Origin of the sequence: Streptococcus humanilactis (assembly GCF_019448275.1) — a bacterium.
GTDB classification, from domain to species: Bacteria; Bacillota; Bacilli; order Lactobacillales; family Streptococcaceae; genus Streptococcus; species Streptococcus humanilactis.
Genome location: NZ_JAHXBZ010000002.1, coordinates 200,847 through 213,264, shown reverse-complemented (window position 1 = coordinate 213,264; position 12,418 = coordinate 200,847). Strand labels below are relative to the sequence as shown.

Sequence of the window (12,418 nt, the reverse complement as noted above, 5' to 3'; positions counted from 1 at the left end):
CTATTTTATTTTGACAACATCACCTGGATTAGCAAACCAAGACCCTGTAGCCATATGACTAGGATTTAAGGCTTCTAACTGAGCAATCGAAATCCCAGCGCGAGCGGCAATGGCTGCTTCTCCTTCTCCAGCTAGGACTTTTGTCGTCCCTTCTGGATCTGTAGCTTCCTCCGAGTGTTCAGAAGAAGATTCTGAACTCTGTTCAGGATGGGAACTACTAGAAGATGAAATCTGTACTACATTTGCATCAGAATCATGAAAATCTTTCAAGGCTGCTGTGCGATTACTCCCACCCGATGATAGATAGATGAGAACAATAATCATTACCACCACAATTACAAAGAAAATACTGGCTAGGATCGTCAAGACACGATTGGCCACTACATCTCTACCTTGAGTTCTCTTACGACGTTCTGATCTTGTTTCTTCTTGATTTTCATAAATATCTTCTTGCCACGGTTCTTTTGCCATACCTTACTCCTTGTTTTTTTTTACTTTTCTTATTACAATATAAATATGAAAATCACACTTATACCTGAACGATGCATCGCCTGTGGGCTTTGCCAAACTTATTCTGATTTATTTGATTACCACGATAATGGAATCGTGCGTTTTTACGATGACCCCGACCAACTGGAAAAAGAAATTTCTCCTAGTCAGGATGTCTTAGAGGCTGTTAAAAATTGCCCAACTCGTGCCCTGATTGGAAACCAGGAAGCCTAAATCAATGGCGATAATCCACTCCCTCTAGTTTAGCACATTTCCATGTAAAATTATAGTCTTTTCACTTTATTTTTTTCTGTAAAATAAGGAAGGTCGCTTTTTTCTTTGATAAGATAAAGTGGTCTTTTTTTAGTCTCTAGATAAATCTTACTGATGTACTTGCCGAGAATCCCAATGGTCAAGAGTTGAATGCCTCCAAGAAAGAGAATAACAGCCATCAGAGAGGTCCAACCTGATGTCGGATTGCCCAAAATGAGAGTCCGCACCACAACAAAAAAGGTCATAAGCAGAGAAATAAAACAAGATAGGAGACCAGCCGCAAAGGCGATAATCAAGGGAAAATCTGAAAAGTTAACAATCCCTTCAATGGAGTAAAAAAAGAGTTGCCTAAAACTCCAACTAGTCTTGCCAGCCTGCCTTTTGACATTTGGATAGTCCAGATAGTGGGTTTTAAAGCCGACCCAGGCAAATAGTCCCTTAGAAAAACGATTGGACTCGGTCAAACTTAAAATGGCATCGACTACAGACCTTCTCATCATACGAAAATCACGAACACCTGACGGCAGGGCTACTGGACTAATTTTTTGCATAAGGCGGTAAAAGATATCAGCACAGAAACTACGAAAGAAGGGTTCTCCCTCCCGACTGGTTCTTCGTGTTCCAACACAGTCTAAATCTGCATTCTGGTCTAGTAAGTTTTTCATCTCAAGCAACATACTAGGGGGATCTTGGAGGTCTGCATCCATCACCACCACTAGGTCTCCAGTCGCATGCTGCAAGCCTGCATATAGAGCAGCTTCTTTGCCAAAATTTCGTGAGAAAGAAATATAATGCACTGCCGGATTTTGTTCCCGATAGGCCTTTAAGAGTTTCAAGGTTCCATCACTTGATCCATCATCGACAAAGACATACTCGATTTCTGTTTCCAAATCTGGAAGTAACGCTTCCAAAGCCTGATAAAAAAGAGGAAGTACTTCCTCTTCGTTTAAACAGGGGACAATGATTGATATCACCATCTTAGTCTTCGAATCCATTTGGATGCTTGCTTTGCCAACGCCATGCGTCTTCACACATTTGGGTGATGTCGAGTTCCGCTTCCCAGCCGAGTTCTGCTTTGGCTTTTGCAGGATCTGAATAGCAGGCTGCGATGTCACCTGGGCGACGGTCTACGATACGGTAAGGAATTGGGCGTCCCACTGCTTTTTCCATGTTTTGGATAATTTCAAGAACTGAGTAGCCTTTCCCTGTTCCAAGGTTATAAATGTTTAGACCTGAGCATTTTTGGATTTTTTTCAGAGCTGCAACGTGACCTTTAGCCAAATCGACAACGTGGATATAGTCACGAACACCCGTTCCGTCTTCCGTATCGTAATCATCTCCAAACACTTGCACTTGCTCTAGTTTTCCAACGGCTACTTGAGTCACATATGGCAAGAGGTTGTTTGGAATACCGTTTGGATTTTCTCCCAAATCACCACTCTCATGCGCTCCGATTGGGTTAAAGTAACGAAGCAAGACTACATTCCATTCTGAGTCTGCTTTGTAAATATCCGTCAAAATTTCCTCTAGCATAAGCTTAGTGCGACCATATGGATTAGTCACTGAAAGTGGGAAATCTTCCAAGATTGGCACTGTATGAGGATCTCCATAAACTGTCGCAGAAGAACTGAAAATGATATTTTTACAGTTGTTTTCTTCCATGACCTTCAAAAGGCTAACAGTTCCTGCGATATTGTTGTCATAATAGGCAAGAGGGATACGGGTAGATTCTCCAACAGCCTTCAAACCAGCAAAGTGAATGACACCAGTTGGTTCTTCTTGTTTGAAAATGTCACGAAGAGTATCTGTATCACGGATATCAGCCTCATAAAAAGGAATCTCAACTCCTGTAATTCTCTCAACAACTTCTAAACTTTTACGGTTACTATTAACAAGGTTATCCACCACAACAACTTGATGACCTGCTTGGATTAACTCAATAACTGTGTGGGTCCCGATAAAACCTGCCCCACCCGTTACCAAAATCTTTTCTTGCATCTTTTTTCCTCGATTCTCGGATTTTTTCTTATTTTACCATTTTTGATAGGGAATGTCATTTACCATCCTAGAGGGGAAGCTAAAATTTCAGTAAAATACTTATTCGCTTTTTACTCGTTTGACATAGTTTTCAATTGGGTAGTTTGCTGGGTCCAAGATCAATTCCTTGCCTTGAACCAATTGAGCTAGATGGTAGCCAATGATAGGACCAGTTGTGAGGCCTGATGAACCTAGTCCACTAGCCGCATAGACACCTGCCAAGCCTGGGACTTGCCCAAAAAATGGTGAAAAATCACTGGTATAGGCACGGATTCCCACACGCTCAGCTCTTGAAGTGGCTCTAGCTAAAACTGGATAGTGAGGCAAGGCTGCCTCCTCCATTTGTTGGAGTAAGGTTTCATCTACCGTCAAATCAAATCCCATGTCATTTTCATGGGTAGCGCCTAGGGACAATTTCCCACCTGCAAAAGGAATCAAATCCCACTCCCCTTCTGGCATAACAACAGGGTAAGCTTCCATGTCTTGGGCAAGCTGATAATCTCGGAGTTGCCCCTTTTGGGGACGAACATCTACTTCATAACCCAAGGGTTCTAACATATCCCCCAACCAAGCTCCCGTCGCCAAAATAACCTGGTCAAACACCTCTTCGCCAATCTGGTAACCTGATGCTAAAGGTGTCAGAGTTACTTTTTCTTTGACCAGCTTGACCTGACTGGCTTCTAGTAAACGAGTCACTAAGAGTTGACCATCTACTCTCGCTCCACCAGAAGCATAGAGCAGGTGATCAAATCCCTGCAAGCCAGAGAATAATTCATTAGCTGATACTGGGTCCAGAATGGCTAATTGCCCTATCAAGGGAGATTCTTCTCTACGCTGGAGGGCTAGTTGATAGAGTTCTTCCAACTTAGTTTCATCCTTTTTCAAGAGAAAGACTCCCGAACGCTGGTAAAAATCGATTTCTTGCCCTGACTTGTCTAAATCAGCTAATAAATCCACATAAAAGTCAGCCCCCAAGCGCGCCATTTTGTACCAAGCTTTATTGCGGCGTTTGGAAAACCAAGGACTGATAATTCCAGCTGCTGCCTTGGTGGCTTGCCCCTGTCCATGGTCAAAAACGGTCACCTCTAGGTCACTTTCTTTAGAGAGGTAGTAGGCAGCTGTTGCACCTACAATCCCTGCTCCGATAATGGCAACTTTTTTCATTGTTTTCACTTTCTAACTAGATATGGTGGAAAGGATTGGTCGATGCTTGACTAGGTAAAATCTCTAGTTCCCAGCCTTTTTCCTCTTTCCATTGATTAAGAAGCTCTGCGATTTTTTCCACAAAAAGCACTTCGATATAGTGACCTGGATCCAATGCCAACAAGCCATCAGACAACATATCCTGGGCAGTGTGGTAGTAGATGTCACCAGTGATATAGACATCAGCTCCCTTAGCTAAAGCATCCTTATAGAAAGACTGCCCGCTACCACCACAGATGGCCACTCTTGAAATAGGCTTCTGCAAATCACTCTCTCGATAATGCACCATTCGAAGACTATCTAGGCCAAAGACTTGCTTGACATGCTGGGCCAATTCTCCAAATGTCTGAGACTGAATATTTCCAATCCGTCCAATTCCACGTTCTGGACCTGTCTCCTGTAGATAAGTCGTCTCCTCAATGCCTAGCATCTGGCAGAACCAGTCATTGAGGCCGTTTTCAACGATATCAATATTGGTATGGCTGACATAAACTGCAATGTCATGCTTGATCAGGTCAATGTAAATCTGATTTTGTGGACGGCTAGCTACCAAATCCTTGATGGGACGGAAAATCGGCGCGTGCTTGACAATAATCAAGTCCACACCCTTTTCAATGGCTTCAGCCACCGTTTCTTCACGAATATCCAGAGCCACCATGACACTTTGGATATCCTTGTCCAAAGTGCCAATTTGCAGGCCACGACTGTCTCCCTCCATTGAAAATTCCTGAGGGCAAAAGGCTTCATATGCGTTAATTACTTCACTTGCTAGCATGGAGAACCTCCTTGATGGCTTGAATTTTATCTACTAAAACTTGACGTTCTTCCAAATTTTTTTCAGGGATTTGTCCGAGGGCGAACTCTAGCTTAGCAGCTTCTTTTTGCCATTTTTGGACAAATATTGGACTGATATCTTTGGACAAGAAAGGTCCAAAGCGAACATCACTGGCTGATAGCTTCATTTGTCCCACTTCCACCACCAAAATCTCGTAAAACTTGCCAGCTTCTTCTAAGATGCTTTCAGCTACAATCTGAAATCCGTTCTCTTGTAACCAGATACGCAAATCGTCTTCACGATTATTGGGTTGGAGGATCAATCGTTCTACATTAGCTAACTTGTCCAAGCCTTCTTCTAAAATCCTAGCAATCAAACGACCACCCATACCAGCAATGGTAATGACAGACACTTGGTCTGCCTCTTCAAAAGCTGCCAAGCCATTGGCTAAACGAACATGGATTTTCTCCTTTAGGCCGTGGGCCTCAACATTTTTGACCGCAGACTGATAAGGTCCCTCCACAACTTCACCTGCAATGGCGCTTTCGATTTTTCCTCTTTCGACTAACTCGATAGGCAAATAAGCATGGTCACTCCCTACATCTAGTAAAATGGCACCCTGTGGCACAAAGGAAGCCACTAATTCTAATCTCTTTGAAATCATCTTCTCTCACTTTCCAAAACTCTATTACCTCTTATTATACCACATTTCAACTAGCAATCCTGGACCTAAAAAGACCGCAATCCATAGATTGCAGCCTTTCTTTATTTTCTGGCTTGATAGCGACTAGTCAGGATGAAAATCACGGTAAAAACCAACATCATGACACCATAAACAGGTAATGTTTGTCCTGTTAAGGTTGAAATTTCAAGCAGTTTTTGAATTCTTGGGAAGAGAGCTGTGGCTAGGAAGCCTCCTACTGACCAAACAATCAAGAGGACACGCCAGAGAGTGAATGGCATGCAGGCTCTAAATACGGATAAGAAACCAATAGACCCAAGCAGATAATAGAGTAGGGTTGAAATTTCTAACTCAGACCAACCTTGGCTACTTCCAAATATTTTCACAAAAAGAACGCTGAACACAACCATGAGAGCACTTGGTAGGGCACGAAGCATGGATCTTCTGAGGAAGTTTGGCTCGACAGGTTTGATATTTCGCTCAAAAGTCAGAACGAATGGTGGGAAACCTTCCACAAATTGGTCAATCATGGTAATCTGTATCGGAATGAAAGGGAAGATCAAGATCCACTCAGATCGTCCCAGAAGAGCACTGGCGATACAGATAACTGCGAGCAAGAAAGAATAGATGGTCTTAATCAAGAAAATCGGTGCGATATGGGCGATATTATTAACCACACGACGACCTTCAAAGAGAATCTCAGGAACATCATTAAAATCTGAGTTCAAAAGAACCAGATTAGCAATCTGACGAGTCGCAGGATCTCCCTCAGCCATCACGATAGAACAATCCGCCTCACGAAGGGCCAATATATCATTAACCCCATCCCCTGTCATAGCCGTTGTATGCCCCGCTTTTTTCAGTGTTTGGATGATGAGTTTCTTTTGATGAGGGGAAACACGTCCGAAAATCGCAGTTTCCTCCACCATAGCAATCAATTCCTCATCCGTGATTTTGGAGCAATCTACATAACTATCATAGTCCGCAAAACCAGCCTTCTGGGCAATGCTAGATACCGTAACTGGATTGTCACCAGAGATAATTTTTAGGCCCACTTCCTGAGAACGGAGATAGTCCAGCGTCTCTGCTGCTCCCTCCCGAATGGGGTCCAAGATTTCCAGCAAGGCTAGAGCCTGAATATCAGATGGTTTCTGTGGTTTGTGATGGTCTAATTTCTCCTGACTGAGAGCTAAGACCAAGACACGTGAACCTCTCTCCAAGGCCTCTCTGGCTTCTGGGATCTCAGAATCCAGCAACATCTCAGGTGCCCCTAAGAAAACTGTTCCCAAACCTTCTAACTCCATGGCTCCCCACTTCCGGTCGCTTGAGAAAGGCAGATTGGAAAGCATAGGGTAGGCTACTTCTCCCACAAAACGCTGGCGAATGGCTTGAGCTGTTGGATTTTTATCCTCACTATGGGCCATATAGCTGGCCAAGAGGCTAGCAAGTGCTGACTCTCCATACTCTTCGGTCAAAGGAAGAACAGCCTCCACCTGCATCTTTCCTTGGGTGATGGTACCCGTCTTGTCCAGACAGAGCATATCCACGCGCGCCAAGGTCTCAACAGAATACATCTCCTGCACCAAAACCTTTTTCAACCCAAGCTTGATAACAGCAGTTAAGAGAGAGGTGATGGTCAACAGGGCGATTCCCTTGGGCAACATTCCCAAAAGAGCTGTTGACGAATTTACAACGGATGACTTGAGAGGCAGGCCTTTTAAAAGCAAGGCTTCTAGCAAGAGAGCTAGACCAAAAGGAATGATAATCTTCCCAGTAAAACCAGCTAACTTGTCCAGCGATTTCATGATACGAGAGTTGATTGGTTTAACGGTCTTGGCTTCCAGCATGAGTTTGGCAGCATAGTTGTCTGCACCGACATGGTGAACTTGAGCTAAAACTGACCCACTGGCTAGGAAACTTCCTGATAAAAGTAAGGCGTCAACTTCCTTTTGCACCAAATCACTTTCTCCCGTTAACATGGCTTCATTGACTTCCGCAAAGCCTTCCAAAACCAAGGCATCACTGGGAATCTGCTCTCCTGCAGACAGACGAATGATATCTCCTAGCACCAATTCTTCCGGATTAAGAGCAACTTCCTGACCATCACGAATAGTCTTGACCTTTTCCTTGGTCATGAGATTGAGCTTGTCCACCATGCGTTTGGCTCGTAGCTCGGTCACAATCCCAGAAAAAGCGTTAAAGCAGATAACAGCAAAGAAGACCAGATTGCTCCAAGCCTGCACAAAGGCAAGGGCCAAAGCAATGGCAAAGTTCAAAGCGTTAAAAAGGGTAAAGACATTTCGTTTAACGATTTGCCAAGTGCTAGTACTGGCCGAAGCAGTAAAATCATTTACCAAGCCCTTAGCCTGTCTTTCCTTGACTTCTCTTTGGGTTAATCCCATAATCTTATTTTTATCCATAAGTTCTATCATATCATTTTTTCTAAAAGAATTCTAATCTCATCCCAAATCTGCACCTAGTCAAGGGAAAAGTTTGCCAGCCCTTCTTTGATAAGGTATAATAATAACAAGAAAATAATCGAAGGAGATCGCATGTTTTATACTTATTTACGTGGATTGGTTGTCTTGCTCCTCTGGTCCATCAATGGCAATGCCCACTATCATAATACTGATAAAATTCCTAATCAAGATGAAAATTATATTCTGGTTGCACCTCACCGCACCTGGTGGGATCCTGTTTACATGGCCTTTGCGACCAAGCCAAAACAGTTTATCTTTATGGCCAAAAAAGAGCTCTTTGCCAACCGCATCTTTGGTTGGTGGATTCGTATGTGTGGTGCCTTTCCTATTGACCGTGAAAATCCTAGCGCCTCAGCCATCAAATATCCTATCAATGTTCTCAAAAAAAGTGATCGCTCTCTCATCATGTTTCCAAGTGGGAGCCGTCACTCAAATGATGTCAAAGGTGGCGTAGCCCTGATTGCCAAGATGGCCAAGGTTCGTATCATGCCTGTTACCTATACAGGTCCTATGACCTTGAAAGGCTTGGTTAGCCGTGAGCGTGTCGATATGAACTTTGGAAATCCAATAGATATCTCAGATATCAAGAAAATGAATGATGAAGGCATTGAAACAGTCGCCAATCGTATCCAAACAGAATTCCAACGTCTAGACGAAGAAACCAAACAATGGCATAATGATAAAAAACCAAACCCACTCTGGTGGTTTATCCGTATCCCTGCCCTCATCCTTGCCATTATCCTCGCTATCCTAACCATCATCTTTAGCTTTATCGCAAGCTTCGTATGGAATCCAGATAAGAAAAGAGAAAAACTTGCTTAAATAAATACAACAATCCCTTGGAAAAAGCCAAGGGATAAATCTTTTATTCGATTTTCCATTTTTGGGCCAACCAGCTGGAAAAGGCTAAAAATCGTTCAGCTACTTGTTCATGGTGTCCATAAGGATCAAAGACAAACTGGCCGTTCGGATAGCATTTCTGAAGACTGGTATGAATCTGCTCAGCATAGGTTGGTGCTTGAGCCAAGCGATTGCTATGATTGACTCCTTCTGTTTGACCGTTCTGTAAATACAGCAAACAATCTAGATTTTTCACTGTCTCTGCCTTGCAGTAAGTCACAAAATCAGGATACCAAAAGGAACCGCAGATAGAAAATACACAGGAAACCTTGTCAAAGCTGAAAAGACTGTAGACTGCCACCAAACCACCTAGTGAATAGCCTCCGTAGGCAAGGCGAGTTTCGTCCAGGCGATAAAGCGACTGCAACTTATCTAAAAGACCTCCAAATAAATGATCATGATAGACGTTGGCCTGACCTCCAAAATCTGGAGCTCCATCTCTCAGAGCTGATGTTGCCCAGGGAGTGTAGTCGTCTAAGCGATTTTTAGAGGTCAAGCCCACTAAAATCACAGATTCGAAAAGGGACGATAGGAAATCCAAGTTTCCATCATTCAATAAAATAGCCGGATAGGTTTGATTGGGGTCGTAGTTAGAAGGAAGGCTGATTTTAACTTGAATTCCTTCCCAATCAAACTCATTATTTATTGATAAAGTCATTGATTTTCTCAAGGGAATCAATCACTGCTGGACCATAGTCCATCAACTCGTCGTAAGAGATGGTCATGATTTTTTGATTCTTAATAGCAGGAACGCTTTCCAAAACAGCATTTGCCTTCATCAACTCTACTGCTTTTTCATCCAATTTTTTATTGCGGTCGCTGGTTACATAGATAATCAATTCAGGATTCATTGACACGAGATTTTCCAAGGTCAAGCCTGATGTCCCCGTAGCAACGTTTGTATAACCAAGTTGGTTCAGCAAACTTTCTTGCAAAGCAGACTTGTAGGCACCGAAGGTTTCATCATTATAAGCAACCATAATCAAAGCCTTTTTCTTTTCACCTTGGCTTGCTGGATTTGCTTTCTTAACAGCGTCAATTTTAGTTTGTAATTGAGCTGCGTATTCATTGGCCTTGTCCTGCACATTAAAAATCATTCCAAGATTTTTGACATCTTCTACGATATTCCCCAAATCTTGCTGAATTGTTGCGAGAGAGGCTTTTTGCGTATAAACTGGGATTTTGTTTTCATTCCAAGTGCTAACTGTCCCCAAGGATTTTTCAGAAAACATCATGTTTCGCCCCATCACAGCGTCTGGCTCATAAGAAAGGACTGTCTCTTGTGAGACTGTTTTTTTATCCCCAATTTGAGGAATCGTCGCAATCGCATCCTTGTATTTGTCCGTCACAGCATTGTCTGGATTGAACATGCCAACAATTTTATCCTTCAAGCCTAACTCCAATAAGATTTCAGTGCTTGAAAGATTGTTGGTGATAACTTTTTCAGGTGCCTTGTCAAAGACTTGTTCGACTTCATTTCCTTTCGCGTCATAGGTTTTGACCGTTAACGGATAAGTCGTCTCTGTGCTCGCCTTTTGACTTGTTTCTGTGCTAGATTGTGTGGTAGCTTTTTCTGTAGTAGTATTGCCACAAGCTGCAATGGTTAGGGTAGCTACTGTTACGAGTAAAATGCTTAATGTTTTTTTCATCTTGTTTTCCTTTTCATTCTTATAAATAGTGAATCATAGCTTGCTGATCCTCGGTCCAAGTCACCTGACTTTGAACTCCGTATATAGTTTGCAATGACTCAGGAGTGATGGTCTCCTTTGGAGTCCCTTGGTAAAGGATTTCTCCCTCTTTCATCAGATAGAGATAATCCGAATAGCGACAAGCAAGTTGAATATCATGTAGGACAGCTAGAACATTGACCTTGATCCCCTTCACAATGGCCAACAAGTCTAGCTGATACCTGATATCCAGGTGATTGGTTGGTTCGTCCAGGAGCAAGAGAGTCGGTTCTTGTGCCAAGGCGCGGGCTAATAAGACTCGTTGTTTCTCCCCCCCTGACAGAGAAGAATAGAGACGAGTTTTCTTCTCAAGCATATCCACCTTAACGAGAGCATCTTGAACGAGGGCATAATCCCTTTCCTTTTCCTTCTGTAAAAAAGAGAGGTGGGGAGTTCTTCCCAGCAAGACGATTTCCTCAACTGTACAATCAAACTGCAATTGATTAAACTGAGTGACAACTGCCATTTGCTTGGCTGTTTCTTTGAGTGACCAATGTTCCAGTGGCTTTCCATCTAGGCTTATCAAGCCTTTGTCCGCCTTTTCCTGACGATAGAGGAGTTTAAGTAGGCTGGTTTTTCCACTTCCATTTGGCCCTAATATCGTGTGAAATTGATGCCCTTCAACTTTAAGAGAAACTCCCTTGAGGATTTTTTTCTCTCCCAGTCCAAAGTGGACATCCTGACAAATCAAGTCCATATCAGACCCTCACCTCCCTTCGCCTACCTCCAACAATGTAAATAAAGAAGGGAGAACCTACTAAGGCTGTGAAAATACCAATAGGAAGCTCTGCATTTGGAATGATGATACGAGAGAGTACATCTGCCCAGATGACAAAGAGGGCACCCAGCAAGGTTGCAACAGGAAAAAGCCTCTTGTAATTCGTTCCTACTAACCCTCGAGCTAAATGTGGAGTAATCAGACCGACAAATCCAATAATCCCACAGGTTGCTACTAAGACTGCTGTTAGCACAGCCACCATGGTCACATAAAGATACCAATAAAAGCGTAAGGGAATCCCCAAAGTTAAAGCAGCCTCATCTCCCATCATCATCGCATTGAAAACACGATACTGAGTAGAGAAAAATAGAAAGGCCATTCCTACCACTATAGTTGGCAGGACCAAGTCTGCCCAGGAAGTCCCAGCAAGCGAACCCATGGTCCAAAACTTAATAGTCATCACACTGTCCGCATTAGCTCCGACTGAGATAATAAAGTTTGAAAAAGCCAGAAAGAGAGCGTTGACCACCGTTCCCGATAAGATTAGACTGGAAGTCGTCATCCTTCCCTGCATAGAGGCAATGATGAGGACAGCAATTGTTGCCAAAATAGCTCCAAGAAAAGCTCCAAGGCTAATCATCACTTTTAAACCAAGAATGATGCTCAAGGTTGCCCCTAGAGTTGCACCAGCAGAGATTCCTAAGACATAGGGCTCAGCGATGGGATTGTTTACCGTGGACTGCATCACACTACCACACATAGAAAGGCCTGCTCCTACTATCAGACCTAACAATACTCGAGGGAATCTCATGTTCCATACAATGGCAAGAGTAGACTTGGAAACCTCTCCTATCTCAAGAGGAAATCCCAACCTGCTCAAAATAATCCGATAGGTATCTCCTAGATTAATCGCAACAGATCCCATTGAAACTGCTAGAAAGAGAGAAATCCCTAAAATACCTAGCAAAATAACTAAAAGTAACACAAATTGCTGGTCTTGTCGGCTTCCAGAAAATTTGGAAAGCATGCAAACCTCCTTTGATAGAATCTTAAAAATTTAGAAAATTCTCATGAAAAAGTATACCATATTTTCAACTGCGTAACAAGATGAGAACAAATGAATATAGTTGGTTT

The 12,418-nt window shown here is 42.9% G+C and carries 13 protein-coding genes; 2 read left to right on the top strand and 11 right to left on the bottom strand.

What is annotated here, in order from left to right; genetic code table 11:
- Positions 1–471 carry an SAG1386/EF1546 family surface-associated protein gene (locus tag KV696_RS05270; protein ID WP_033676676.1) on the bottom strand — a complete coding sequence of 157 codons (471 nt, stop codon included), beginning with the start codon at positions 469–471 and terminating at the stop codon, positions 1–3.
- Between the two features lie 45 nt (positions 472–516).
- Here KV696_RS05270 and KV696_RS05265 point away from each other — a divergent pair, with 45 nt between their 5' ends.
- Positions 517–723, top strand: coding sequence for a ferredoxin (locus KV696_RS05265; protein WP_000705155.1), 207 nt, complete (start codon positions 517–519; stop codon positions 721–723).
- A 50-nt stretch (positions 724–773) separates the two neighbouring features.
- Here KV696_RS05265 and KV696_RS05260 read toward each other — a convergent pair whose 3' ends face one another.
- The 6 genes from KV696_RS05260 to KV696_RS05235 form a co-directional block, all read right to left on the bottom strand.
- The gene (locus KV696_RS05260; protein ID WP_033676674.1) at positions 774–1,739 is read right to left on the bottom strand and encodes a glycosyltransferase family 2 protein; all 966 of its coding nucleotides are present in this window, start codon (positions 1,737–1,739) and stop codon (positions 774–776) included.
- 1 nt (position 1,740) lies between these two features.
- Positions 1,741–2,760, bottom strand: coding sequence for a UDP-glucose 4-epimerase GalE (galE, locus tag KV696_RS05255; protein WP_219967046.1), 1,020 nt, complete (start codon positions 2,758–2,760; stop codon positions 1,741–1,743).
- A 99-nt stretch (positions 2,761–2,859) separates the two neighbouring features.
- Positions 2,860–3,963: an NAD(P)/FAD-dependent oxidoreductase gene (locus KV696_RS05250; RefSeq protein ID WP_219967045.1), complete on the bottom strand. Its 1,104-nt coding sequence runs from the start codon at positions 3,961–3,963 to the stop codon at positions 2,860–2,862.
- Positions 3,964–3,979: 16 nt separating this feature from the next.
- Positions 3,980–4,777, bottom strand: a complete 798-nt coding sequence (locus tag KV696_RS05245; protein ID WP_219967044.1) for a Nif3-like dinuclear metal center hexameric protein — start codon at positions 4,775–4,777, stop codon at positions 3,980–3,982.
- Positions 4,764–5,441, bottom strand: a complete 678-nt coding sequence (locus KV696_RS05240; protein WP_219967043.1) for a tRNA (adenine(22)-N(1))-methyltransferase — start codon at positions 5,439–5,441, stop codon at positions 4,764–4,766. The genes KV696_RS05245 and KV696_RS05240 overlap by 14 nt, the downstream gene beginning before the upstream one ends.
- Before the next feature lie 101 nt (positions 5,442–5,542).
- Positions 5,543–7,879, bottom strand: a complete 2,337-nt coding sequence (locus KV696_RS05235; protein WP_219967042.1) for a cation-translocating P-type ATPase — start codon at positions 7,877–7,879, stop codon at positions 5,543–5,545.
- Positions 7,880–8,011: 132 nt separating this feature from the next.
- On the opposite strand from KV696_RS05235, the gene KV696_RS05230 reads away from it, so the two are divergent.
- Positions 8,012–8,761, top strand: a complete 750-nt coding sequence (locus tag KV696_RS05230; protein ID WP_000500186.1) for a lysophospholipid acyltransferase family protein — start codon at positions 8,012–8,014, stop codon at positions 8,759–8,761.
- A 43-nt stretch (positions 8,762–8,804) separates the two neighbouring features.
- On the opposite strand, the gene KV696_RS05225 is transcribed toward KV696_RS05230, so the two are convergent.
- From KV696_RS05225 to KV696_RS05210, 4 genes are read right to left on the bottom strand one after another with little or no spacing between them, the layout of a single operon-like run.
- Complete coding sequence (locus tag KV696_RS05225) at positions 8,805–9,497, bottom strand: alpha/beta hydrolase-fold protein (RefSeq protein WP_219967041.1); 693 nt, start codon at positions 9,495–9,497, stop codon at positions 8,805–8,807.
- Positions 9,478–10,488: an ABC transporter substrate-binding protein gene (locus KV696_RS05220; protein ID WP_219967040.1), complete on the bottom strand. Its 1,011-nt coding sequence runs from the start codon at positions 10,486–10,488 to the stop codon at positions 9,478–9,480. The genes KV696_RS05225 and KV696_RS05220 overlap by 20 nt, the downstream gene beginning before the upstream one ends.
- 19 nt (positions 10,489–10,507) lie before the next feature.
- Positions 10,508–11,263 carry an ABC transporter ATP-binding protein gene (locus KV696_RS05215; RefSeq protein ID WP_023945489.1) on the bottom strand — a complete coding sequence of 252 codons (756 nt, stop codon included), beginning with the start codon at positions 11,261–11,263 and terminating at the stop codon, positions 10,508–10,510.
- Between the two features lies 1 nt (position 11,264).
- Entirely contained in the window at positions 11,265–12,311 is a 1,047-nt protein-coding gene (locus tag KV696_RS05210; RefSeq protein WP_000949316.1) for a FecCD family ABC transporter permease, read from the bottom strand.
- Positions 12,312–12,418 lie beyond the last annotated feature (107 nt).